The organism is Fibrobacter sp. UBA4297 (assembly GCF_002394865.1).
GTDB lineage: Bacteria > Fibrobacterota > Fibrobacteria > Fibrobacterales > Fibrobacteraceae > Fibrobacter.
The window spans coordinates 1-23,965 of record NZ_DGUZ01000015.1; the positions used below are offsets into that span (position 1 = coordinate 1).

General features: G+C 48.2%; 21 protein-coding genes and 1 tRNA gene. 12 read left to right on the forward strand and 10 right to left on the reverse strand.

All coding sequences use genetic code 11. The features are described 5' to 3' along the window. The coding region (locus tag B3A20_RS07795; RefSeq protein ID WP_290763324.1) for an ATP-dependent Clp protease proteolytic subunit at nucleotides 1–565 on the reverse strand (565 nt) is incomplete at its 3' end. Between the two features lie 706 nt (nucleotides 566–1,271). Between B3A20_RS07795 and B3A20_RS07800 the strand changes: the two genes are divergently transcribed. From B3A20_RS07800 to B3A20_RS07815, 4 genes are all read left to right on the forward strand, one after another. After that, complete coding sequence (locus B3A20_RS07800) at nucleotides 1,272–2,033, forward strand: type I 3-dehydroquinate dehydratase (protein ID WP_290763325.1); 762 nt, start codon at nucleotides 1,272–1,274, stop codon at nucleotides 2,031–2,033. Nucleotides 2,034–2,109: 76 nt separating this feature from the next. Further along, a complete protein-coding gene (locus tag B3A20_RS07805; RefSeq protein ID WP_088630952.1) occupies nucleotides 2,110–2,574 on the forward strand; it encodes a PTS sugar transporter subunit IIA in 465 nt (154 codons plus the stop codon). A 164-nt stretch (nucleotides 2,575–2,738) separates the two neighbouring features. Continuing rightward, nucleotides 2,739–2,813, forward strand: a tRNA-Val gene (locus B3A20_RS07810). 99 nt (nucleotides 2,814–2,912) lie between these two features. After that, nucleotides 2,913–4,211, forward strand: coding sequence for a TolC family protein (locus B3A20_RS07815; RefSeq protein ID WP_290763326.1), 1,299 nt, complete (start codon nucleotides 2,913–2,915; stop codon nucleotides 4,209–4,211). 110 nt (nucleotides 4,212–4,321) lie between these two features. Here the strand turns inward: B3A20_RS07815 and B3A20_RS07820 are convergent, their stop codons facing one another. Then, nucleotides 4,322–5,476, reverse strand: coding sequence for an NYN domain-containing protein (locus B3A20_RS07820; protein ID WP_290763328.1), 1,155 nt, complete (start codon nucleotides 5,474–5,476; stop codon nucleotides 4,322–4,324). A gap of 278 nt (nucleotides 5,477–5,754) precedes the next feature. Between B3A20_RS07820 and B3A20_RS07825 the strand changes: the two genes are divergently transcribed. From B3A20_RS07825 to B3A20_RS07850, 6 genes are all read left to right on the forward strand, one after another. After that, complete coding sequence (locus B3A20_RS07825; RefSeq protein WP_290763330.1) at nucleotides 5,755–7,302, forward strand: esterase; 1,548 nt, start codon at nucleotides 5,755–5,757, stop codon at nucleotides 7,300–7,302. 244 nt (nucleotides 7,303–7,546) lie between these two features. Continuing rightward, nucleotides 7,547–9,070, forward strand: a complete 1,524-nt coding sequence (locus B3A20_RS07830; protein ID WP_290763332.1) for a T9SS type A sorting domain-containing protein — start codon at nucleotides 7,547–7,549, stop codon at nucleotides 9,068–9,070. Between the two features lie 248 nt (nucleotides 9,071–9,318). Further along, the gene (locus B3A20_RS07835; RefSeq protein WP_290763333.1) at nucleotides 9,319–9,906 is read left to right on the forward strand and encodes a S41 family peptidase; all 588 of its coding nucleotides are present in this window, start codon (nucleotides 9,319–9,321) and stop codon (nucleotides 9,904–9,906) included. A gap of 20 nt (nucleotides 9,907–9,926) precedes the next feature. Further along, on the forward strand, nucleotides 9,927–10,766 hold the full coding sequence (locus B3A20_RS07840; protein WP_290763334.1) for a hypothetical protein: 840 nt from the start codon (nucleotides 9,927–9,929) through the stop codon (nucleotides 10,764–10,766). Between the two features lie 8 nt (nucleotides 10,767–10,774). Beyond that, complete coding sequence (locus B3A20_RS07845; protein WP_290763336.1) at nucleotides 10,775–11,629, forward strand: DUF6345 domain-containing protein; 855 nt, start codon at nucleotides 10,775–10,777, stop codon at nucleotides 11,627–11,629. Nucleotides 11,630–11,642: 13 nt separating this feature from the next. Further along, complete coding sequence (locus B3A20_RS07850; RefSeq protein WP_290763338.1) at nucleotides 11,643–12,098, forward strand: hypothetical protein; 456 nt, start codon at nucleotides 11,643–11,645, stop codon at nucleotides 12,096–12,098. A gap of 96 nt (nucleotides 12,099–12,194) precedes the next feature. On the opposite strand, the gene glmM is transcribed toward B3A20_RS07850, so the two are convergent. The 6 genes from glmM to B3A20_RS07880 all read right to left on the reverse strand — a co-directional run bounded on the left by glmM (nucleotide 12,195) and on the right by B3A20_RS07880 (nucleotide 18,002). Then, nucleotides 12,195–13,535, reverse strand: coding sequence for a phosphoglucosamine mutase (gene glmM, locus B3A20_RS07855; protein ID WP_173562532.1), 1,341 nt, complete (start codon nucleotides 13,533–13,535; stop codon nucleotides 12,195–12,197). A 21-nt stretch (nucleotides 13,536–13,556) separates the two neighbouring features. Continuing rightward, nucleotides 13,557–13,889, reverse strand: a complete 333-nt coding sequence (locus B3A20_RS07860) for a cupin domain-containing protein (RefSeq protein ID WP_015732050.1) — start codon at nucleotides 13,887–13,889, stop codon at nucleotides 13,557–13,559. Nucleotides 13,890–13,950: 61 nt separating this feature from the next. Beyond that, a complete protein-coding gene (locus B3A20_RS07865; RefSeq protein ID WP_290763341.1) occupies nucleotides 13,951–14,721 on the reverse strand; it encodes a hypothetical protein in 771 nt (256 codons plus the stop codon). Nucleotides 14,722–14,975: 254 nt separating this feature from the next. Continuing rightward, on the reverse strand, nucleotides 14,976–15,881 hold the full coding sequence (locus B3A20_RS07870) for a bile acid:sodium symporter (protein ID WP_290763342.1): 906 nt from the start codon (nucleotides 15,879–15,881) through the stop codon (nucleotides 14,976–14,978). A gap of 239 nt (nucleotides 15,882–16,120) precedes the next feature. Further along, nucleotides 16,121–17,380 carry a diaminopimelate decarboxylase gene (lysA, locus tag B3A20_RS07875; RefSeq protein ID WP_290763343.1) on the reverse strand — a complete coding sequence of 420 codons (1,260 nt, stop codon included), beginning with the start codon at nucleotides 17,378–17,380 and terminating at the stop codon, nucleotides 16,121–16,123. Nucleotides 17,381–17,540: 160 nt separating this feature from the next. After that, entirely contained in the window at nucleotides 17,541–18,002 is a 462-nt protein-coding gene (locus B3A20_RS07880; protein ID WP_290763344.1) for a glycogen-binding domain-containing protein, read from the reverse strand. A 69-nt stretch (nucleotides 18,003–18,071) separates the two neighbouring features. On the opposite strand from B3A20_RS07880, the gene rpe reads away from it, so the two are divergent. Continuing rightward, nucleotides 18,072–18,722, forward strand: coding sequence for a ribulose-phosphate 3-epimerase (rpe, locus tag B3A20_RS07885; RefSeq protein ID WP_290763346.1), 651 nt, complete (start codon nucleotides 18,072–18,074; stop codon nucleotides 18,720–18,722). Nucleotides 18,723–19,088: 366 nt separating this feature from the next. Beyond that, nucleotides 19,089–20,684 carry a bifunctional anthranilate synthase component I family protein/class IV aminotransferase gene (locus B3A20_RS07890; RefSeq protein WP_290763347.1) on the forward strand — a complete coding sequence of 532 codons (1,596 nt, stop codon included), beginning with the start codon at nucleotides 19,089–19,091 and terminating at the stop codon, nucleotides 20,682–20,684. 68 nt (nucleotides 20,685–20,752) lie between these two features. On the opposite strand, the gene B3A20_RS07895 is transcribed toward B3A20_RS07890, so the two are convergent. Further along, nucleotides 20,753–22,513, reverse strand: a complete 1,761-nt coding sequence (locus B3A20_RS07895; RefSeq protein WP_290763348.1) for a glycoside hydrolase family 9 protein — start codon at nucleotides 22,511–22,513, stop codon at nucleotides 20,753–20,755. A gap of 386 nt (nucleotides 22,514–22,899) precedes the next feature. Next, the gene (locus B3A20_RS07900) at nucleotides 22,900–23,952 is read right to left on the reverse strand and encodes a glycoside hydrolase family 18 protein (RefSeq protein ID WP_290763349.1); all 1,053 of its coding nucleotides are present in this window, start codon (nucleotides 23,950–23,952) and stop codon (nucleotides 22,900–22,902) included. Nucleotides 23,953–23,965: the final 13 nt, after the last annotated feature.

Below are 23,965 nucleotides of genomic sequence, written 5' to 3' on the forward strand. Positions count from 1 at the left end.
CTTTATCCACGAGACCGTAAGCCTTAGCCTCTTCGGCAGACATAAAGTTGTCGCGTTCGGTATCGCGGTCAATCTGTTCAATCGTGTGTCCAGAAGTTTCAGCAAGAATCTTGCCCGTGATGCCACGGATGCGGAGCATTTCTTCGGCCTGGATCTGGATGTCGCTTGCAGGAGCCACAATCTCGCCGTGAATGAGCGGCTGGTGGATCATGATGCGGGCGTTCGGCCATGCGGCGCGCTTGCCCTTAGCACCGGCAGTGAGGAGCACGGCACCCATGGAGGCTGCCTGTCCGCAGCAAACCGTCACGACATCACTTTCAATAGCGTTCATGCAGTCGTAAATGGCAAGACCGCTAGAAATCACGCCACCCGGGCTGTTGATGAAGAAATAAATATCGTCGTGGTTCAAAGAATCCAAATACAAAAGCTGCTTCACAATGCGTTCGGCACTCTCGTCATCGACACCACCCCACAAGAAAATTCTGCGCTTGGAGGCAAGGTATTCTTCAGCCTTCTTGAGCATGTCCGGAGTCTGCTTTTCTTTGTTTTCGTTACAATCTGCCATAAAAATTCCTTTTGTTCCATTATAATGTAGAAAATTCAATATACTATCGTTAGTCATTAGCCTTTTGTCAATAGTTATTAGTCCATAGTCACTAGAGAGTTGGACAGTTATTGGTTACTACAAGGAGTTGGCGTAAAACGTTATAGTTGGCAGAACTTAGGGTTATCCGCTTTTAACAGCAGAAAGTATGATGAGGACTGTGATTAGGGATGAGACATTGGGGAAAACTCGTCGAAAAAAAAGCAAATTTCTTTTTTGAGGCCTTTTTTACGTGAAAAGAAAGAGAAAATCGTAGTTTTTCACGTAAAACTACATACAAACTCACTTTTTTTTACAAAAAACTTCTGAAAACGCGCCATTTTTTCACAATTTTTCGCAAAAAATGCTTTCTTTTTAGCCGCCATTTTTAGACAACATCATAAAAAGACAAAAATCGACATTATATTTACAAACAACATTAAAATTTTACGTGAAATTTTCTAAAATCAGCGTGTTTTTCACGTAAATTTCGCCATTTTTCAAAAAATTAAGTTTTTGCAATCGCTCAACCGCAGCATTAGCCTCGGGGCATTCTCGCCTTATGCATTTGTCGTCTCTCGTCTATATTCTATATTGGCACGCTTCGCGTGCTTTTAGCTCGGCTTGGTCTTGACAATCGTACTTTGTCCGCTTGTCGCGACGCTCGCCTTATGCTAAATTTACAGCCATGCCAACTGATTCACCCAAATACCTGGTCGGGCTCGTGAGTCCCGAAACGCTTACCGCCGCCGAGAGTGAAGAACTCCACCCGGCGCGCATTGACTTTGAAAGTTGCGACATTCTCGAAATCCGTTACGACTTTTTTGACGAATCCGAATGGTCTGGGCTTTCTGCTAGAATCCGCAAGCTCGTCCCGAAGGCGATTCAGCTCGGCACCATCCGCCTCAAGCGCGACGGCGGTACATTCCCCGATGCACGCGCTATCGAGCGCCTCGGTTTTTTTGAACAAATTCTCAACGCAGCGGACGTCCCGGAATGGCTGGACCTTGAACGCGACTGCCTACACGACTACGACAAGCTCCGCGAACTGGCCACCCCGAAAGGCGTTAAGATCCTCATTTCCGAGCACAACTTCACCCGCATCCCAAGCGACCTCGAACTCAAGAACTACCTCACCGACGTCAAACGGGTCAAGGCAGACGGCATCAAAATCGCCGCCATGAGTAACTCCGACGATGACTGCTCGCGCCTCTACAAGTTCGCCAAAAGAGCCAAAGGGTTCAAGTTCATCGCGGCATTTGGCATGGGCGAAACCGGAAAAACCAGTCGAATTTGGTCTTTGAAGGAGGGTGCAAACCTCACTTACGGCGCCATCGGGACGGCTGCCGCCCCCGGCCAAATCGATGTTGCACTCATGAGAAAAGCTATCGACAGGCTCGAAAACACCTCTTCTCAGTTAGAAATTTCTTCTTTTTTGGACACATTTTAGATATAAGCCTCGCCAAACAGCAATAATTTTCTAAAATATTTGTTTGATTGATTCTTAAAAAGGAAAAATATACACCATGCGTCTATCTGAAAGATTTGTAGATAATTGCATCTTGATAAATTCTTCCAGTGAAACTAAAGAAGCCATTCTTAACGAATTGGTCGATACACTTTGCAGCGCCTACAAACTTGACCACCGCGACGAAATCTTTGAAGCCATCTGGACACGCGAACAGAGCCGTTCCACGGGCATCGGTTGCGGCCTTGCTGTCCCGCACGCCAAGATTGACTACGTCGACCGCATGTGCATGGTTGCCGCCACTATCGAAAAGGGCCTCGACTTCCAGTCCTTCGATGGCGAACCGGTGTACCTGCTCATCCTCATCGTGAGCCCGGGCAACACTGTGGGCCCGCATCTCAAGGCACTTTCTTCCGTGAGCCGCCTCCTCGCTGATGGCAACGTTCGCAAGGACCTCATTGCCTCCAAGACCCCGGCAGAGTTCCTCAGCATCCTCCGCGCCGCCGAAGACAAGTTCCTTTAATTCTAGCCCGGACCTTCGGTCCTCTTAGATCTTAGAACTTAGACCGCTTCGCTCTTAGTAAAAAAGCTTGAGAAGAAATTCTTCACTAAGATCTAAGTTCTGCCAACTAAGTTCTAAAACCTCTTGACAACATTCAATAGCTTTTCTATATTTGCTCTCACCTCGGACGGTTAGCTCAGTTGGTTTAGAGCGCTGCTTTCACACGGCAGAGGTCACTGGTTCAAATCCAGTACCGTCCATTCGAAAAGGCTTCCGCAAGGGAGCCTTTTTGTGTTTGTACAAATTTGCTATCTTAAAAATCACGCAACCAAAATATATAGCTGGGGCATCTAAAAGGTATGAATTACAGAAAAGCAATCGTTCTCGGTATTTTTGCGTCAGCATCGCTCGTTTTCGCTGATGGTTCCTGGACCTTAAGCGCATGCCTCAAGCAGGCCAAAGAAAAGAGCCTCAAGCTCGAATCTGCAAAGCTCCGCGAACAGAAAGCTGATGTGAGCCTCGAACAGGCTAAGGTCGGGAACTACCCCACACTCTCCGCAAGCATCGGCAATACCCTTTACGATTCCCCGTTCAGAGACGGCCCGCAGGACCACTACCGTTTAAGCGCTGGCCTTAGCGCCTCTTACACGCTCTGGGACGGCGGTTCTACAAGACTTTCCATCCAGGCAAACGAGATTAACAAAGAAGCGACGCGCCTTTCGACAAAGGAAACCGAACGCTCCGTGCAAGAAAGTGTCTTGAACGCCTACATGAACTTGCTTGCCGCGATTGAAAAGCTGCACACCGCAGACGCGACCGTTGAACTTGCCAAGGCTGAATTCGAGCACTACAACACGTTGTTCGAAGCAGGCTCCATCACCAAGAAAGATTTGACGCAGTCGCAAGCTAACGTACTCCAGAAAGAAGCGGCCCAGCTCGCAGCCCAGCTTAGCATGAACACCGCAAAGACAACGCTCCGCCAGCTCTTGGAACTTCCGGAAAGCGAAGCGTTCGAGATCTCCGCTCCGGAAACCGAAATCCAGACACCGGACGCTCTCACGCCGATTCCGACCCTCAATGAGCTCCAGTCCACAGCCACAGAAACAAATCCGGGATTAAAGTCTGACAGCCTCGCCATCCAAGTCGCAAAGAAGAATACCGAAATTGCAGGCAAGGGCAAGTCCATCAAGGTCTCGCTCGGCGCAAACGCAAGCACCGGCCTCCAGGCCTGGGAATCCAAGAAGTACGGAAGCCAGCTCAAGAACGGCTACCAGCACAGCGTATCGTTGAACATCAACATCCCGATTATCGACGGTGGTGCAACAGAAAACAAGGTCTTACAGGCACAGATTAGCGAAACCGAAAGTCAGGTTGCTTTAAAGGAACAGGCAAAGACGCTCGAAAACAACATCGAAAAACTTTACCTGAACGCCCTCAGCGCCGACATGCAGTGGAAAGCGGCAATCCTCCAGGTTGAAGCAGAAAACGAGGCATTGCAAGTCGCCGAAGAACAACGTAACGTAGGTGCCCTCACGTACACAGATTACCTCACGCAGAAGAACCGCCTCGAAAGCGCACAATCCACGCTCACGAACGCCAAGTACACAAGCCTCTTGGCCCGCAACCTGCTGGATTTGTATCAAGGTAAGTTGGACTAAAATACAGACCCCGGCACAAAGGCCGGGGTGACATTGAAGAAGAGCTGCACACTCTCGTCTAAAGCGTACAGACCACGGTCTACTGCCTACTGTCTACTGCGGCGTAGCCGCTAAACAAGCTTTTCGGCTTCGCCGTCAGCGTACTTTCCGTACAAAATAGATACGATATCTTTCTTGGGAACCTTCTGGCCAGTCTCCTTGAGGCTCACGCGGAGCCTGTCGAGCATCGCCTTGTCGATTTCTTTCCAGTACTGGTTCGTCTCGGTAAGCGTCCAGAGTTTGTCATCGCCACCGCTGATGGTCACGAGTTTCGCCTTGAAGAACGTGCTCAGCGCACGGTTGATAATGCTGCTCGTGGTACCCGCAATATTCTTTGCGACAATTTCCTGAACCAAGTCCTGCTTGTTCATTGGAACAAACGAAGTGAGGTCACAAGCCTCGGCATAAATCTTCTTGAGCATGTTGCGCGGGAACATGTCCCAGCCCTTGCGCTTAAGCGCCTTCGCCAAGACCATTTGCGCATCTTCTTCAACTGCTACTTTTTGCTCGGCGAGCGCGACCATGTAAGAGCCGCCACCCACATCCGTCATTTGTACAAAGTCCGCGGACTTTACGAAATCCTTGAACGTCTTGAAGCCGAGGCGTTTCTCGTTAAACGCGTTATCGAGTCCGAGCATCTTGGGCTTGATCGCCGCAAGAGCAATCGGACCATCTTCTTTTTGCAGAACGCTACGGAGCATTTCCATGGAATCGATTTTCTCGGAAACAATCAGGTTTGCGCGTTCCTTCGCATCGGCGACTTCATCGCCGGAATCGTCATCGGCACTAGTCGCATCGTCTGTGTAAATGTAGCGGGAGCAGGAATTCTTGACGCATTCGCTCAATGGGGACTTGGGCCCCACGCCAATCACTTCCTTGCCCTGTTCACGCAGCTTGCGGAAAAGCGGCGAAAAGTCAGAATCGCCCGTAGCAAGCACAATCCACTGCACCTGAGAATCGAGCGCCACTTCCATCGTATCGACCGTCATCTTGATGTCCGTCGAATTCTTGCCGCTCACCGGGTGGAAAGTGTGCACGAGTTCAAAGCCATTTTCGTTGAGCGCAGACTGTAACGGGATCAGCTGCGGCGTGGACCATTTGCCATAAGCCTTGCGCACGACAATCTGGCCCAGCGGCAAAAGCTCATCCATAAGCGACTGAACACCGTTATTTTTGACCCAGTTGGTCAAATTCTCTGCGTCGATAAAAATTGCAATGTGGTTCATGGTGGTATATATAGCAAAGTAGGAAGTAGACGGAAAGAAGTAGGAAGTTACTTGTTGCTTGTTCAAAACGACCGAGCCGCACTGTTGGGACGATAGTCCAACGCTTACCCCCTCAAAACATTACAAATTACTTACAAACTTTACTAGCAGTCCGAAACCTTGACAAATTGTCCATAACAAAATATTTACAATCGGTAATTTCACTCACATCCGAAGATAAATTACAAATGGGTTAAGGGGTCCAAAGAGATTTTTTGGATTTCAAAAAGGAGTGTCCGATGAAAGCGAAACAACTTTCGCTCGTTACTGCCGCATGCGTTGCGGCTTTATGTTCCACAACATTTGCCTACACGATTAGCGGAACTGTCTCCGACGATCAGGGTAAGGCCCTCAAGGATGTCGATGTCAGTTTGCTCAAGGAGGGCAAGTCCACAAAGACAGACGACCAGGGTAAATTCACCATCCATGAAAACGAAGAAGAAGTGGGCATCAATCCGAGCTTCAGAAACGCAATCGGATACATCAGCGTCAACAACGGCATTCTCTCTTACTCCCAGAGCAGCACCTCGCCCGTGCAGGTGAAGGTTTACAATTCGCTGGGGAACCAGGTTTTCAACAAGACGTTGCAGGGTTCCGGCACGTACGACTTGGGCAAGGGCCTCAAGGCTCGCGGCACCTATTTTGCACAGGTTTCCGTCGGCAGCGCCAAGCAGAATTTCAAGTTTACGACGGATGACAGCTTTAAAAGTTCCTTCGGCACGCAGGCAGGCGCTCTCATGAAGGACGCACAGAAGGGCGAAGCCATCCGATTTGTCGCCGCAGATTACGATACGCTCACCATCGCGCTCAACACGCTTGACACGAATCTCAACGTGAAACTCACGAAGAGCGTACCGGCAGAACAGACCTTCAAATTCGGCTATGCCCTCAAGAACGAACCGCGCAAGAGTAAAGGGTGCGGCAAGAATTCATCCCTCAATTCAACCGGTAGCGTCGAAAACGGCAAGAAGTACAACTTGAATGTCGGCGGCAAAAACCGTACATTCTTCATCACCTTGCCGAGCAACTACGATAACACCAAGCCGCACAAGTTGCTTATCGCAAACCACTGCATGGGTTCAAAGGCCGAAGACTTCGTGCACCATACTCCGGACTACGACCATCCGACCCCGTACTACGGACAACAGAAACTGGACAAGAACGGTGATTACATATTCGTCGCTCCGCAGGGTAACGACAACGGTACTTGGAACGGCAAGGAAGACCACCAGTTCGTTGACGAAATGATTACCACAATGTTCGACAACTACTGCGTTGACACCACCCGCGTGTTCGCCACAGGATTTAGCTTCGGCGCCATGTTCACGAACTCTCTCGCTCAGGACTTGCAAGAAAGACTCCGCGCTGTAGCCGTCTACGCAACTGCAGACTACAACATTTGGCTCCCGTCTGCAGGAACAGGTCGTTATGACGCCAAGAACTTGCCTATCGCCTGGATGGGCGTACACGGCAAGAGAGACGGCGTGTGCAACTACGACCGCGCCAAGACCAGCGCCCTCCCGAGAATCCTCAAGCGTAACGGCAAGGCCGACGCAAACGGCAACTTCACCGACGCAAGCTCCGAAAAGCCGCAAGAATTCAACGGCACTGCAGGCCACCTCTGCTATGATTTCAAGAATGTCGACGAACGTTTCCCGGTCAAGTGGTGCAGCTGGAACGGCGAACACCAGTGGACAGCACATGACGGCCCCAACACGGGTACCGGACAGGGCTGGCAGAATACCTGGGTTCCCGAGGAAGTCCACAAGTTCTTCGAACAGTTCTAATCATAAACGAAATTCATAAATCAGCTCTCTACCCAAAAGCGGTTCCTCCCCAGGAGCCGCTTTTTTCTGTCGTGCCCGCGCATTCCGGCCCTTCGGCATCGCCAACCTTAGCGGGACTTGTAAAAAACATTTTATAGACAATTCATCCATAAACATGGAGCGCAAACGCGTAACATTCATCACATCTAGAATTAGATTAGTTTGTAATGAGGTGTGTTTTAGGAGATTGGTAAAAGGAGTACGTATGATTAAAGCGCCTAATCTATTTACGGCTGCGTGTTTTGCCTTGTGCGGGATGGCATCGGCATACACAATCACGGGAACCGTTTCTGACAACGACGGCAAGGCACTCAAAGGTGTCACGGTCGACCTGCTCAAAGAAGGCAAGACAGCCTCGACGGATGATAAGGGTAAATTCACCATCCAGGAAGACGAAGTGGGCATCAACCCGAGCTTCAGAAACGCCGTTGGCTATATCAGCGTAAACAAAGGCATTCTCTCTTACTCCCAAAGCAGCACCTCGCCCGTGCAGGTGAAGATTTACAACTCTCTCGGCCACCAGATTTTCAAAAAAACATTGCAGGGCGCAGGCACGTATGATTTGAGCAAGGGTTTAAGCGCACGCGGTACTTACTTTGCACAGGTCTCTGTCGGTAACGCCAAGCAGAAATTCAAGTTCACGACGGACGAGAGCTTTACAAGCTCTTTCGGCTCGCAGGCTAGCGCCCTCATGAAAGACGCCGCCAAGGACGAAGCGCTCCGCTTTACATTCGAAGGCTATGACACGCTCACCGTGCCGCTCGGAACGCTCGACACGACCGTTGACGTGAAACTCTCGAAGACCATCCCTCCCGAACCGACGTTCAAATTCGGCTACGCCTTGAAGAACGCACCGACTCCGAGTAAGGGCTGTGGCACAAACTCCACATTGAAAAAAATCAAGAGCGTCGAAAACGGCGACCAGTTCCAAATCAAGGTCGGTAACGATACGCGCGATTACTTTATCACCTTGCCGAAGAACTACGACAACAAGAAACCGCACAAGGTTCTTTTTGCCTTACACTGCTACGGTAGCCGCGGAGAAGACTTCGTGCATCACAAAGCAGACTACGACCATCCGACTCCGTACTACGGCCAGCAAGTGCTCGACAAGAACGGCGACTACATCTTCGTTTCGCTTGACGCCATTGGCGGCCTTTGGACCAAGGGACAGGGCGATCACGACTTCTTTGCACAGACACTCACGACTTTGAACGACAACTATTGCATTGATACAAGCCGCGTGTTCATTACAGGCTTTAGCTTTGGCGCCATGTTCAGCTACTCACTCATGCAAGACATGCAGAGCCGCGTCCGCGCCGCCGCAACCTACGCAGTCGCTGACTACAACATTTGGCTCCCCGAAGGCAACAACATGAAGAACTTGCCGATTGCCTGGATGAACGTTCACGGCAAAAACGACGGCAGATGCGATTACAACCGCGCCAAGACTAGCGCCCTCCCGAGAATCCTCAAGCGGAACGGCAAGGCCGACGCCAACGGAGACTTCACCGACGCAAGCTCCGAAAAGCCGAAGGAAGTGAGTGGCAACACCGGACACGTCTGCTACGACTTCACGACTGTTGACGAACGCTTCCCAGTCAAATGGTGCAGCTGGCCGGGTGACCATCAGTGGACCGCACACGACACCGGTAACATGGGCGTCGGCTGGAACTGGGAACAGACATGGGTCCCTGAAGAAGTCCACAAGTTCTTCGAACAGTTCTAAAGATTTCCTATACACTCTCTAAAGTCCAAGGGCCCGCCGGAAACGGCGAGCCCTTTTTGAACAAAAGGGCTAATTTCGCCCCCCAAAAAAACAAAGAAACAAAATATTTAAATTAAAATCAAAAAAAAACATTTATTCTAAAAGCAGCAATCATTTGTTAAAAAAAATTATCTTACATTCACATTTTAATTTATACAAATCAATATTATATTTACAATCCATTTTTATACAACACAAAAGGAGAATCAATGAAAAAGATTGCCTTGACTGCATTTGCTCTTTACGCAACGATGCTTTTTGCAGACGAATCATTTGGCGGAATCGGTCTTGTCATACAAGACGGAAACATCGGCTTAGAAATTGAAGCAATCATCCCCAACACACCTGCAGCAAAATCAAATTTAAAATCAGGCGATTTAATCATTGCTGTTGACAATCAAGAATTACAGAAACTGACATTTGAACAGAGTGTCAGTTTATTTCGCGATGTAAAGAACAAGCCAATTGTTCTCACATACATAAGTAGCGACGACACTCTTCAAGCTACACTTCGCCGAACAATGATTACAACAAAACAAGTATCGTCATTTGACGCAGATGCCGGAAAAATTATCGGAAAGAAATACATTTCCACTATTGAACTGAGCGATAACAACTACATGGCCGTTTTTCTAGACAGTTCTTCTCCTGCATTTAAAGATGATAATTCCAAATACAAGGATAAACTCAGTAACATCCGTTTGTTACAAATACAAAATAGCATCATCAGTTACGAAAATACAGCCAGTGGAAAGATCTTTTCTACGGATCTAAACGGCAAATTTCACAACAAATAAGTATAGGAGAGAAATTTTCAATGAAAAAGATATATTTCATAGTTTTAGGAGTGCTACTTTCAATCTCTCACGCACAATTGATTGTCAGCGAAAAAATTTACCAGCAAATGGACGCACGAGAAAATCCGCCCGTCCTTATGAAAAGCCAGAAGACAGTTTCGCAAGACACCTATATTTACACGATTACAGGATTACGCGACTTTAAATCAGGGAAAAATTTCCAAGTCAAAAAAATTGATGATTTCCATCGATTTACTGTAAGCAGGAAAAACCAGAAAAAACGTACACTCGGTTCTGAAGACGAAATGCGCATACGCGCCATGAACGACATCAAGGCCATCTTACCCCAAGATGTCGCCGATTCCTGCGCTATAACATCTGTTGGCTACGAATACGAACAACGAGACTCCAATAAACCAAGGATTGTCGGAAGTATGGTTACGGCTCATAGAAAACTAGACGGCATCCCAGTAAGGGGAAGCTCTTATGTGCTAATGAGTTACGACTCCACGGGAAACCTGTCTTACATGGATGTTCAATGGGACAAATTCAACAAAGTCCCAGCAAAAAGCACTGTAGAAAAAACAAAACGGAATAAAATCCACAGAACAGAATTCAATGATCTCATCGAAACAGTATCTCAGGATTTCAAAGAAAATGAACTACGCGGAAGTTTGGACAATTCAACACAAACTTTGACAGCCCTCAAAAACGAAAACGGGGAAGTGATGTTAGTTCCGAGCGTCACCTTTATTGGTCAATATTCAACAAAGGATAGCGACAAAAGCATCCCGATGATATTTGATATTCCAACAGACGCTTCGCTAGTTCCAACAAACAAGGCAATCGTTAGCAGATAGGAGGATCCATGAAAATAATCTATCTTATTTCCATTTTATTTTTCGTTTTCTGCCCTTACGCAGCAAGCGCACCTTCCAATTTTTCAATCTTAACATTCGCTATCAGTTCATATCAAGACAAATGGCAAGACAATTCTTCACAATCAAGAGAAACCGCTAACGCCCTAGTCAGTTCTCTAAAAAGCAATTTATTAGAAAAATATCCTCAAATCACATTTTCTTCAACAGGGTATTATGACGAACTAGTAACTAAACAGAATTTTTTAAATTCTTCAACAAACAATTTCAACTTCGTTTTTTACAAAGGACATGGCGGTCCAAATTATATTACAATGTGGCCCAAATATGAATATGTATACAACACTTCAAAAAAATTTGGCGGAAAAACGTATTGGGTCCTGCTGCGATCCTGTCTTGTTTTTAAAAATGGAGAAACCAATCAAGACCCATGGTTTAATGGAGTTCATTCAATTCTTGGTTATAGTTCACTATCATGGAATTACGAAAAATACAAGCACTATTATCGTTGCGGCTTCCTTAACATAGGACAGTGTTCTTACTCTAGAGCTTCTTACTATGTTGAAAGAGATTTTGCGACCAATTGGATTAAACAGAAACAGGGAATATGGGCCGCCTACTCAAACGCAGTATACAAGTGGATTGCAAAAGAACAAGGATTAGGCGTTGAACCTAAAATTGTCTATCGTTATGGATATGTTGATGGGAAATTCTTTGATCCATGGGAAGAAACATTTGAAAATTCAATTCAAAAACCCGTTTTTAAAAATGCTGGAGAATACTCGGGCATTGGATCTAGATGGAATACCATGGGAACACCTTGCTACAGCACACCCTGTAAATAAAGAAGGAATATTTATGAAAAAGATTTTTTTTCTTGTTTTAGCAACATCTATTTCATTGTTTATTGCATGCTCGGATAATTCAACATCTTCCGAAATCAAAGAACGATTTCATTACGACACTTCGCTTTCTTATGACGAAACAACCTTATCAATAGATTCCATCTCAAATTGTCTCAATGATTCCGCAAGAATTGAACAGATATACAAATTTGACTCTATTTATATAGAACAAAAAACAGAAAAAGAAACCATAGCATTCCCCTCTCAAATCCACAGTTCTAGAAGCAACATCAAATCCATTGGAATACATACATTTGGAGACACCCTAAAAATTGAATTGATAGAAAAAGAAAAAACACCTGATATTGACTTATGTTGCCTCGTCTGGATTCAAGCCACTTTAAACGGAACATTGAAAGGCAATTATATTAAAACATTTACTGGCGTATATCCATTAGGGAACCGATAAATCATCTCCAGAATTTAAAAGTTCCACAGTTTAAAGCTGTGGAACTTTTTTCATACAAAGATCGTCCCGGAATAAATCCAGGATAACATATTTAAGCTAGATCAATTTTTCCACTTTAGAACAAAGCGATTCAGCTTCTTCAGCAGTCGGAGCTTCGGCAATCACGCGGATTACGGGTTCCGTGTTGCTGGCGCGCACATGCACCCAGGATTTTTCGCTCCCGAGCCAGAGACCGTCGCGTTCATCCGTCTTCCAGCCGGCAAATTCAGCCTTGACCTTCGGGAGAATGTCTGCAACCTTCTTGTCGCCGAGTTCGAACTTTTTCTTCGGCATCACGTAGGCCGGATTTTCTGCCACGAACTTTTCCGGGCCGCCATTGTGGTGGGCCATCCAAGAAAGCACAAGTGCGGCAGCCACGAGGCTATCGCGACCGTAATGGAGCGCCGGGAGAATCACACCGCCGTTACCTTCACCGCCGATGACGCAGCCATTCTCAATCATCTGGAGGCTAACGTTGATTTCACCGACCTTCGCGCGGCTGAATTCACAACCGTACTTGGCGGCAACATCTTCGTTCATGCGGCTCGTGGAGAGGTTCACGCAAACGCTACCCTTCTTTTGGGCAAGCACTTCGTCTGTTGCAATTGCAAGCGTGTATTCTTCGCCGATACTTTGTCCCAAACCATCCACGAGAGCGCAGCGGTCTGCATCCGGATCCACAGCAAAGCCAACAGCGCAGCCGTTATCCTTGACAGCCTTGCGCAAGTCACCAAGATTTTCAGGAATCGGTTCTGCACCACGCGGGAACGTGCCATCCGGGCTACAATGGACGCGAACCACTTCGCAACCGAGCTGTTCCAAAAGGCGCGGCACGATAAAGCTACCGGCACCGTTCACAGCATCGACAGCGACCTTGAAATGCTTGGCCTTGATGGCTTCGACATCCACGAACGGAATCTTGAGCGTACCATCAATGTGAATGCCATCGGCATCCGGAGCGACTTCGTACTTGCCCATCGTGCGGTAATCCGGATAGCTGAACTGGTTTGCATCGGCGAGAGCAAAGAGCTGCTTCACGTCATCCGGACCGAGGAAGAGTCCCTTGTTGTTGAGGAACTTGAGAGCGTTCCATTCGAGCGGGTTATGGCTTGCGGTAATGATGATGCCCGCATCTGCCTTGAAGTGCGTCGTCAAAAGTTCCACGGACGGAGTCGTCGAAAGGCCAACATCCACGACATCCACACCAGAAAGGCGGCAAATGCCAGCGACAAACTGAACAATGGCATCACCTGTCGGGCGGCTATCGCGGCCAATCACTACGCGCTTTGCCTTCGTGATTTCAAGGAATGCACGCACATGGCTCTGCAAAACCTGCGGAGTAAGGGTATCGCCAACGATTCCGCGGATACCAGAAATAGAACGCATTAATTTAGACATATTTTCTCCATTAAATTAAACTTATCCGAGTTCCGGGACCGTCGCATAAAAGACGAGATCTTCCGGACCTTCATTAATCAAGCTGTGGGAATGGCCCTTCGGGCAGAAATGGCACTGGCCAGCTTCGACGTATTCCACACCATCATCAAAAAGTACCTTACCCTTCCCCGAGACAAAGAACATAATTTCGCTGTTGGTTTCGTGCTTGTGGTAACCGATAGATGCGCCTGCTTCGAGCGTGCCGTGCATAATGCGCGTCGTGCCGTCGAAATACATCTTGGCCTTGTATTCTTTTTCGCCACCCTTAAAATTCGGGAGAACAGTCGTCTCCATACCTTTTAAATCAATAATCATTATGACCTCTTTGAACGAGGTAATAATAGAATTTTAGGGGAAAAGAGCCAAGCATGTGGGTCTAAACGTTGCGGCGATATCCGCTCAAAGCAAGGAAAATAATGGCCGGGACGTAGAAGAGCCAAATAAAGTTATTCGAGACAGCGGCAAAAACTTCAATAGTGGAATGGTCCGCACCCGACAAAAGTGATAGCCCCGTAAGCGCATCGCAACACGTAAAGCAAACCATCCCTAGCACAATCAGGTTTGCATTTGCCTTCGGGAAAAACTTAAATTTCAAAGTCATGCATGCAACCACCAATGAACAAAGTAGAACCGGAATATAGGCAAGCACAGCCATAAGCACATACGATTCAAGAACATGGAGCTGTGCAAGCACAATCATCGCAAGCACGGCAGCCAATGGTACACAGTAAATCCACGGAAACGACCAATCATCATCGCTAACGCGCGTATGCCGATAAATTAAAATCATCTGCGCTATAAAGAAAAAGCCAATACCAAGCGTGATAAAATTATCGCGGGTATCAATCGTTCCAAAGTAATTGTAAAGGATTTTAAAGCAAAAGTCGGCACAAAGAATCATCAAGAAACTCATCTGCAAAAAGAAGCGATCGCGTTTGGTCACCAAGCGCCTGCCAATCGTAAATGCAAGTAAAGTCGCGACACAAGTTACAATAAACTTCGTGATATTCTGGAAATCGCTAGCAGAATCTAGACACGACTGTACTGCACCGCACTCATGCAGCACAAGCCAGTCACGCACAAAGAATGACACAAAAAGAATTGCCACAAGGGCAATCAAAGACGATACCAGCTTCGAATACACCATGTGTATAAATATAAAGCAGTCGTAAGAAAAAAGTAAAGAAAAGTTTAAAAATTTTCTTGTATGTGACGATGAACAAATTTCATTTTGTTATGCCCGCGAATGCGGGCATCACCATCTCGACATAAAAAAGGAGGTGCCCGCTTACTTCGACTGCGCTCACTTCGATTAAACTCAGTGCAGGCAGCACAGGCTCCGGCGGGCATGACATTTTGATTTCAGAAATATTCTAAGTTCCAAGATCTAAATTCTAAGTTCTAACTATCTTTTTTCGGCTTGATTTTTGCGGTCATGTAACTGAGAACAAGGTTTTGCCATACAACGTAGCAAGTCGGGGCAAGAGCCACCACCGGGCCCGCGTAAAGGCTAGAAACCCAGATAACAAGTGTCGTGTTCTTTTGCCCCATGCTCTGCGAACCTTCAATCGGGCGGCGACCGCGTTCGCAAACCCATCCAAGCCAAAACTGCAAAAGGCAAAGCACAAGCGATACACCAGCCATCAGCGGGAGCTTACCGCTATTCCACAAGTCGGCAAAGCCCATTTCGCGAATGTCGAAGCTTGCCTTGGACAAAATAATGAACACCGAGAACGTCCACACAAACATTGTGTACTTCTGGTATTTTGCAGCACGGTCGGCAAGTTCCGGGTAAAAGTTACGGAGACCAAACGCAAACGCCAAGGGAATGCTTATAATCGGTTGAATCGTGTTAAAAATCTTCATCGCGATTTCAGACAGGTCCGCTTCGGCGCCGGTCAAATAGCCAAAGATTATCGGAATGCTAAAGCACGCAATCAAGTTACCGCTGAGGAAAATCTTGAGCGCAAGGGATGCGCTGCCGCCAAGCATTTTCGCCATCGCAGGGGCCGCATTCGCGGGCGGACAAAGCGCAATAATCGCACCACCCAAAAGCACTTCACGCGGCAAGTGGAAAACTTCCACAACGCCCCAAAGCGCAGCGATAATCACAAGACTTGCGATAAACGCACGGGCCTCAATCTTGAACGTGTAACCATGCGTCTGCGGCGGAATTTTCGTCACGAACGTAAGGAACATCATGATGCCGATAGTTAACGGCAAGAGCGGCGACAGAAAGTGCGCCTGAGGAATGAGGATGCCCGCCAGAATTGCGATGGGCATGAGAATAGCGCGTAAGTTACCCATAGTCTTATTTCCGGGACCAAAGGTAGTAATTTGATTTTTGAAAATCAAGGAAACACATTATGCGGGCGGGGCCCCAGCTCGGAGTTGCGAAGGCCGCACGGGCCCCTCCCTGCACCCTCCCCATCCTTGGCCGACGCTCCATTCTCGCAACAACAACCATTTTTCACAACTTTACCACTTTATCTCTATATAAAGAAAGCGGAGCAATAACTCCGCTAATCTTGATTATATCAAATCAACTACAGCTCAATAATCCTATCGTTTTGCAAGAGCTGTTCGAAAGTCTGACGCTCGCGAATGAGCTTGATTTCACCCTTCGTGTACATCGTTTCAGCAGCGTAGCGACGGCTGTTGTAGTTGCTGCTCATGGCAGCACCGTAAGCACCAGCATCATGGAGAATCAAGAGGTCACCCACCTGAGCCTTCGGGAGCTTGCGCGTCACGACAAAGCCACCTTCTTCCTGCGTGAACACGTCACCGGATTCGCAGAGCGGGCCTGCAACAACAGCGTCAACAGTTTCGTTCAGTTCACGACCGTCACGGGCGACCACAGAAATAGCATGGTAGCTACCGTAAAAACTCGGGCGAACGAGATCGGTAAAGCCGGCATCGAGCAAGTAGAACAAATTATTGCCCTGTTTCTTCACGGCGCGAATTTCGGCAACGAGGTAGCCGCTTTCAGCAACAAGGTAACGGCCCGGTTCCACTTCGAGGTGGACATCGTGACCAATGCTCTGCTGGATGCGCTTGCGGGCGTTGTCCCACAAATCGTAGTAGGCCTTTACGTCAATGCGGTTGCCCTTTTCTTCTTCGTGATACGGAATCGGGAGGCCACCACCAGCGCTAATCGTACGGAGGTGAGAACCCAAGCGGCGGCTAGCGTCGACCATGGCATCACAAACCTGTGCGAGGTGTTCGAAATCCGTGCCGGAACCGATGTGCATGTGAAGCCCAGTAATCCACATGCCGTTGCTCTGGGCAAGCTTGATGCAGTCCTTAATCTGTTCGTGCCAAATGCCGTGCTTGGAAAGGTCGCCACCGGTATTCGTCTTGCGGGAATGACCGTGACCAAAGCCCGGATTCACGCGGATGGTGAGTTCAGACTTCACGCCAAAATCAGCAAGCTGCTGAATCATGTCCGGAGAGCCCACGTTCACGGCGATGTCGTACTTCTTCACGAGTTCGAGTGCATCGCGGTCAAAGATGTCGGCGGTGTAAACAATTTCAGGGACCTTGCCCTTCTGCTGTCCACCCTTGAAGCCGGCCTTGAGGGCGCGCACAATTTCACCAGCGGAGACGGCGTCGACAACGCAGCCAAGCTTGCGGATGAGCGAAACCACAGAGAGGTTCGGGCATGCCTTTTGGGCAAAGCGCACAGTGTCAAAAACCTGCACGTCCTTTACAGCACGTTCAATCGTCGCACGGTCATAAATCCAAAGCGGGGTGCCGTATTCACTGGCCGCTTTCAAAAGCACTGAATCAGGGATGGAATATTTCATACGGGGGCAAATTTAGAAAAATAGAACTTAGAACTTAGAACTTAGAATTTAGAATTATAACAATATTTTCGTTTTTCACTAGTTTACTATTTTACACAAAATGAAAAAAACGCCGAGCGTTATGCCCGGCGCATTTTCAATAGTTTTTCAATCAGAGCAATTATACGTGCTTGATCTTATTGTCGCCTGCATCCCAGTTCACACCGTCACAGACAAACTTGTATTCGTAGTCGCCCGGAACGAGGGAAATCTTTGCAACCCAAAGACCCGTCTTCTCGTCCTTCTTGAGCATGTCGGCATCGACAGTCCAGTTGTTGAACGTACCAGCAACAGAGACGGTTGTTGCAAGCGGGCAATCGGCAACGAATTCGACAGCGACCTTCTTCGGGGCAGCAGCTTTCGGGGCTTCAACTTTTGCAGCCTTTGCAACCTTAGCAGGAGCCTTAGCCGGCTTTTCTGCCTTCGGAGCGGCCTTCTTGGCCGGAGCAGCCTTGACATCGGCCTTCTTAGCTGGAGCCTTCACGGTTTTTGCGGCGGACTTTTCTGCAGCGGGTTTTGCCGCAGCCTTCGTCGCAACTTTCTTTACGGGTTTTGCAACTACAGTTTTAGAATTCTTGGACATAATAATCTCCTCTTATTTCTTAGTATCCTAAATTTAGTAAAAAAATTTTTATTTTGCTATATTTGAAATATGCTTAAACAAATCATCGCTCCCAGCGTCTTGAACGCAAACTTCCTCGAACTCGGCAATGGTCTCAAGGCCATTGAAAACGGAGGCGCAGGCCTCGTTCACCTGGACATCATGGATGGGCACTTTGTCCCAAACATCAGCTTTGGCCCGGGCATTTCTGCCTGCGTCAAGATGGGAACCAAGCTCCCGCTCGATTGCCATTTGATGATCGAAAATCCGGAAAACTACGTGGGCGAATTTGCCAAGGCTGGCGCAAGCATCATCAGCGTGCATGCCGAAACCACGAACCATCTCGACCGTTTGCTGCACCAGATTGCAGAACTCGGCGTCAAGCCCGCTGTCGCTATCAATCCGGCAACCCCGCTCGAAAGCATCAAATACGTGCTCGACATCGTGGACATGGTGCTCATCATGTCTGTGAACCCGGGATTCGGCGGTCAGAGCCTCATTCCTTACTGCCTCGACAAAATCCGCGAACTCCGCGCCCTTAAGCCGGAACTCAATATCCAAATCGATGGCGGTGTAAAGCTCGACAACATCCTCGCCTGCAAGAAAGCGGGTGCAAACATCTTCGTCGTAGGTAGCGCTATCTTTGGCAAGCCCGATCCCGAAGCCGTCTGCAAGGAATTTGTAGAAAAAGTGAACGGCTAACAGCCGCACAACAGTTTATTGGGCCCGCTTATTGCGGGCCTTTTTATATAAAAAATTGGTCCCGCAAAGCGAGACCTTTCATATAACTTTTGTAATCCCCCAATTAACTCCCCGTCACATCGGTGTCGATGCAGCAGAAGCAAAAAGAGCAGACACAAAGATTATAGAAACAACGATAAGAAAGTACCAATTTTGCATGACCAAAATATATACTGAAAATATGGCAAAGGACCAACTTTTCAAAAAAGTTACAATATTATTACAAACTATATCATACAAAGACTTCGTTATTTTACGCAACCATTTTTTTTACCAAACTTACAAACGTACGCTTTATTTATATTTACGCCGCCAAATGGGATTCCTATGCAGATATACGCAGATAAAACATTCAACAATCCAATAGAAACCATCGAAGCGTTTAAGCCCAAAGATGTCAAGTCGGCGCTTGACAGAATTGAATTTTTACAAAGCAAGGGGCTTTATCTACTCGGCTACATGCGCTACGACCTCAAAAACGTAGCAGGCGACGCACCCCTTATCTACTTTGAAGCTTTCGATTCGTTCCAGCAGTTCGGAGAAAAAACACCCGACTACAAAATCGGCACTACTGTAAAACCGCGCATATCCAAAGAAGAATACACGCAAAAAATCGATTACATCAAAGAGCAAATCAAGAACGGGATTACATACGAAGTCAATTATACATACCCATCAACGCTAAGAACAAACGCTAGTGAGTTAGACTTATACCAGTTCCTTTTGCAAAACCAGAAGACCCCTTACAACGCCTTTTTGCAAAACAAGTACGAAACCATCTTATCGTTTTCGCCGGAACTGTTTTTTGTGAAGCGCGGCAACAAGATTTTGACAAAGCCCATGAAAGGCACGCTCAAGCGCGGCAATACATCCGAAGAAGATGACGTATTACAAGAATTCTTGCACAACGACTTAAAGAACCGCACTGAAAACGTCATGATTGTCGACTTGCTGCGAAACGATCTCGGGAGAATTTCAAAGCCGGGAACCGTATACGCAGACAAACTATTCGAAGTCGAAAAGCACAAAACCGTCTTCCAGATGACTTCCGAAATTTCATCAGAGCTGAAAGACGGTACAACGCTTTACGAAATCATCAATGCGATTTATCCATGCGGTTCCATCACAGGCGCGCCCAAAATTTCTACAATGGAAGTCATCGCGAATGCAGAACCGTTCCCGCGAGAAGTGTACTGCGGAGCCATCGGCTACATCCACGACGACGAAATGACTTTCTCCGTGCCTATCAGAATCTTGCAGAAAAAGCAAGGCGAATCTGATTACAGATACGATGCCGGCGGCGCTATCACTTGGGCTTCTACCGCAGATGACGAATGGAATGAAACAATGACCAAGGCAAGTTTTTTGAATACAGAATTTTCGCTGATTGAAACAGGCATCACCGATTTCGAGATGCATCTCGAACGTTTGAGAAATTCAGCAAATGCACTCGGCTTCACCTGGAATAGCGAACTTGAAAAAATCAAGTTCGACAAGTCCGTCGTGAACAGGATTGAGCTTTTCAAAGACGGTCACTTTGAACTCACGACAAGACCGATTCCCGCGCCCAAGCAAGATCCAAAAATCAAAATCGTACACAAAGTAAATTCATCCAATCCGTTCCTGTATCACAAAACGAGCATCCGCTTGCCATTCCCGAAAGACGTCTTTGATGAAATCTGCGTAAACGAGAAGGGCGAAATCACAGAAGGCACGTTCACGAACATCGGCATTCTAAAAGACGGCATCATCTACACGCCGCCTATCGAGTGCGGGCTTTTAAACGGCATCACAAGACAAAAGCTTTTAAACGAAGGCAAGGCCAAAGAAAAAATCCTGTACCCAAGTAACCTTCAAACAGCCGAGAAAATCTACTGTTTCAATTCCGTCCGCGGCATTGTGGAAGTAACGCTCGACGAATAAATCCGGCATGACAAGTAAAAAGGCGGGCCAAAGCCCGCCTAACCCTAAACACACAACCTAGTGCAAACTTACTTCACAACCGCATTGGCGTGGCCCAAGTAAATGGCCTGCAAGGCGCCAGCGAGATATGCAAGCGGAGCGTTCCAGTTGATGGCCACTTCGTTTGTCGCATAGCTGCAACGGTTATCGATGTAAGCAAGTGCCGGCTTTTCGGCAACAGCGTAGTTCGGGCACTTCCAAAGTTCCTTGCCATCGAGGTTGATGTCCTGCTTGCCCAAGTGCGGACCGCCCACGAGCATGCCCGGCACCGGATCATCGACAAAGTCCGATTCACTCACGCGATGGTGCGGAAAACGCGGGCTTCTGTAGCCAAAGCCAGTCACATACGTCATTTCAATCGGGTTCTTGCCCAAGAGGTAATCGAGGCACTGCTGTGCGCCATCCAAGTAGCTCTTGTCGCCCGTGATGTAATAAGCATGCAGCAACACGATTCCGTTGTTCGCCATGGCGCTGTTACTGCCCCAGTTCCAGCTCGACGGAGTTGCAGGGAGTCTATACGCACTCGTATCGCCAATCGCGCGGAGTTCATTTGCAGCGGCAAGCAAAGCCTTGCGAGCGGCACCACCGAGCTTTGCGCCAAAGTCAGCCGAATCCAGAGCCACATGGTAAACGGCGAGCATGTTCACATCGCCCCACCACGGTCCATCGCTTCTGATCTTGTAAGCGCTCAAGTCATTGAGGTAATTCTTCTTCTTTGTGGCGCGGAAAAGTTCTGTTGCAGCAAAGGCAAATTCATCCCTGCCGTCTTCGCCGCCATACGTATAATCGCCAGTCTGTACATCGGAAGGCTGCTTGTACAAAGCCTTCGGATTGTGCTTTGCCCAATAATAGGCGGCACCAGAAGCCTTGAGCATGCGGTCTGCAAAAGCCTTGTCAAACGGAGCATACACGCGAGAAGCCTGCGCCATCACCGCAGCAAAGTCAAGCGTTGCAGTCAAGCTCTTTTCAATGGCATAGCGCTTTGCGCCATCAATTTCAGGCATCGTGCTAGAGCCGAACTTGAGTGACGTGAGCTTGTGGTAAACACCACCGTCCTTATCCTGCATCGAAAGCATCCAGTCCAGATTCCAGCGGATTTCTTCGAGGAGTGAAGGCATCTTCGGGAATTCACGCGGGATGTTCCACTGGAGCGTATCCATGAACGCCGGGAAGTGTTCATAAAGTTCCAAAAGCGTAAACACGGTAATGCCCGAGTTCACAATGTACTTGCCATAGTCACCGGCATCGTACCAACCGCGCTGCGACTTGATAATCTTCGGGTCAGCCTTCTTGGGAGCGGGTTTGCCCTTGGACTGCGCAACAACCGTCGCCGTCTGCAAATCGGTGCCGTAAACCGTCACGCTATCGTCAATGTGGCCTGCCGCACGTGCCCACTTGCCCGCATAGCGCGTATCGAGAGCCATACCTGCACGCTGGTAGTAGAACCACTTGAGGGCAGCCTTCGTCAAATCTTCGTAAACGTGCTCGCCAATCACGATCGGGTTTCCGATATAGCCATCCCTGAACAAGCGGTATGTGCCCGGCTTCTTGATCGAAGATATATCGTAAGTCTGGACTTCTTCGCCACTGTAGTCCCAGTCATAGACCATCGGGGCTTCAAGCGTAAGCACCGTATTCCCTGCCATGTCGCGAACTTCGAGCGGGTTCGCATCGTTACCGGGAATGACGACCGTCTTTTCGGATTCAGGGGCAAATCCAAGCTGGTTCACCAGCGGGATTGCAAAAGTCGGCACCGCAAGAGCAAGCGCGACCAATAGATGTTTACGCATACAAAACCTCATTTTTGCTAAAAAATACCTTTTCTTTTGTAAAAGCGTACCCACACCACCCATTTTAATGTTTACTATAGGCAACGCCAAGTGTATCGAGTGTAGCGGCCAGACGAGTGAACGCCACTTCTCCACAAAGTGGATAACAGCAACTAAGGCAACAAGTTGCCAAGTTTTGTATAGTGGCTACAGACGAGAGAAATGTCTTTCTTGAATGTAGCGGGCGGCTATGCCGCAGTCAGCAGTAGGCAGTGGTTGGTGGTTAGTGGTTAGTGGTTAGTGGTTAGAAAAAAAATCCTCGGCGCTTTATTGCGTCGAGGATTTTTTAAGCGTTTATGAATTTCGCAATTTTTTGCAGATTTCGCGATTCCCGCGAACTCCGAGAATTACTTCTTGGAAGCCTTGTAGTTCACGCCCGGACGGAGTTCGAGACCAACCGTCACGAGGAGCGAGACGATCGGTTCGTAGTGGTCCTGGGAGAGGTCGTACACGGCAACGCCTGCCATGCCTTCGCTCTTCACGTGCTGGGCCACAGCCTTCACAGATGGGATACCCATGAACACGATGGATTCGGTTTCGCTCACAGCCACTTCGGACTTGGTCGCTTCATCGAATGTCACCGTGTAATCCGGAGTGTCAAAGCGGTTCATGAGTTCAGCGTACGGGAGGTAACCTTCGTTACCGCTTCCAACGCCCTGATGGCTCGTGCCGAGGCCCTTAGCACCGGCAAAAGACTTACCGTAGAGGAACACGACCGGAGCAAGGAGTTCCTTGTTCACGCCAGCGGCGGCAACAGCGTCAAGCGTTTCCTGCACAGAGTTTGCACTCTGGTTCGGAACGAGGCTGCTTTCGCTTTCGTTCATGAGGTCGGCCATGAACACGTCCACGTAAGCAAGGCGGTTCAAGGCTTCAGCCTTGTAGGCATCCATGCCGGCTGCCGGGTAAATCACGGCAGTCACCGTCAAGCCCGAAAGACCGTCGACCAATGCGTTCAGCATCTTGGCGTAATCTTCGGAATCATCCGTCGTGAGGTTCTGCCAGTCGAGTTCAACACCGTCACCGCCGTTCGTTGCAATCCAGTCCTTCACGTTAGAGACGAAGGAAGAAAGCGTTTCATCGGAGGAGGCGATAGCCTTGAGGTTCGATTCAGCTTCCATGCCACCCACGGAAACAATCAACTTCACGCCGTTTTCCTTGGACATGCTGGCAAGGTTCTTGAAGTTGTCGGCATCGTATTCGTCGGCAAAGGCAACCGTACCTTCTGCAGTCGGAGCGATAGACATGTAGTGAATATCGGTCACGAGATTGTAGCGGATGTCCTTGGCGTAGAACTGTGAATACTGACTCCAATACGGATAGAAGCCAATCACTTTGTCAGCGGCAGCCTGGGCCATTGCAGCGCCCATGGCAAGAGCCAATGTAATAACTTTAAAGTTCATTTGATAACCTCTC

What these genes read in the sequence shown, in the direction of transcription:
- B3A20_RS07800 (WP_290763325.1), top strand. Translation starts at nt 1,272, where the DNA reads ATGCCAACTGATTCACCCAAATACCTGGTCGGGCTCGTGAGTCCCGAA.
- B3A20_RS07805 (WP_088630952.1), top strand. Translation starts at nt 2,110, where the DNA reads ATGCGTCTATCTGAAAGATTTGTAGATAATTGCATCTTGATAAATTCT.
- B3A20_RS07815 (WP_290763326.1), top strand. Translation starts at nt 2,913, where the DNA reads ATGAATTACAGAAAAGCAATCGTTCTCGGTATTTTTGCGTCAGCATCG.
- B3A20_RS07820 (WP_290763328.1), bottom strand. Translation starts at nt 5,476, where the DNA reads ATGAACCACATTGCAATTTTTATCGACGCAGAGAATTTGACCAACTGG.
- B3A20_RS07825 (WP_290763330.1), top strand. Translation starts at nt 5,755, where the DNA reads ATGAAAGCGAAACAACTTTCGCTCGTTACTGCCGCATGCGTTGCGGCT.
- B3A20_RS07830 (WP_290763332.1), top strand. Translation starts at nt 7,547, where the DNA reads ATGATTAAAGCGCCTAATCTATTTACGGCTGCGTGTTTTGCCTTGTGC.
- B3A20_RS07835 (WP_290763333.1), top strand. Translation starts at nt 9,319, where the DNA reads ATGAAAAAGATTGCCTTGACTGCATTTGCTCTTTACGCAACGATGCTT.
- B3A20_RS07840 (WP_290763334.1), top strand. Translation starts at nt 9,927, where the DNA reads ATGAAAAAGATATATTTCATAGTTTTAGGAGTGCTACTTTCAATCTCT.
- B3A20_RS07845 (WP_290763336.1), top strand. Translation starts at nt 10,775, where the DNA reads ATGAAAATAATCTATCTTATTTCCATTTTATTTTTCGTTTTCTGCCCT.
- B3A20_RS07850 (WP_290763338.1), top strand. Translation starts at nt 11,643, where the DNA reads ATGAAAAAGATTTTTTTTCTTGTTTTAGCAACATCTATTTCATTGTTT.
- glmM (WP_173562532.1), bottom strand. Translation starts at nt 13,535, where the DNA reads ATGTCTAAATTAATGCGTTCTATTTCTGGTATCCGCGGAATCGTTGGC.
- B3A20_RS07860 (WP_015732050.1), bottom strand. Translation starts at nt 13,889, where the DNA reads ATGATTATTGATTTAAAAGGTATGGAGACGACTGTTCTCCCGAATTTT.
- B3A20_RS07865 (WP_290763341.1), bottom strand. Translation starts at nt 14,721, where the DNA reads ATGGTGTATTCGAAGCTGGTATCGTCTTTGATTGCCCTTGTGGCAATT.
- B3A20_RS07870 (WP_290763342.1), bottom strand. Translation starts at nt 15,881, where the DNA reads ATGGGTAACTTACGCGCTATTCTCATGCCCATCGCAATTCTGGCGGGC.
- lysA (WP_290763343.1), bottom strand. Translation starts at nt 17,380, where the DNA reads ATGAAATATTCCATCCCTGATTCAGTGCTTTTGAAAGCGGCCAGTGAA.
- B3A20_RS07880 (WP_290763344.1), bottom strand. Translation starts at nt 18,002, where the DNA reads ATGTCCAAGAATTCTAAAACTGTAGTTGCAAAACCCGTAAAGAAAGTT.
- rpe (WP_290763346.1), top strand. Translation starts at nt 18,072, where the DNA reads ATGCTTAAACAAATCATCGCTCCCAGCGTCTTGAACGCAAACTTCCTC.
- B3A20_RS07890 (WP_290763347.1), top strand. Translation starts at nt 19,089, where the DNA reads ATGCAGATATACGCAGATAAAACATTCAACAATCCAATAGAAACCATC.
- B3A20_RS07895 (WP_290763348.1), bottom strand. Translation starts at nt 22,513, where the DNA reads ATGCGTAAACATCTATTGGTCGCGCTTGCTCTTGCGGTGCCGACTTTT.
- B3A20_RS07900 (WP_290763349.1), bottom strand. Translation starts at nt 23,952, where the DNA reads ATGAACTTTAAAGTTATTACATTGGCTCTTGCCATGGGCGCTGCAATG.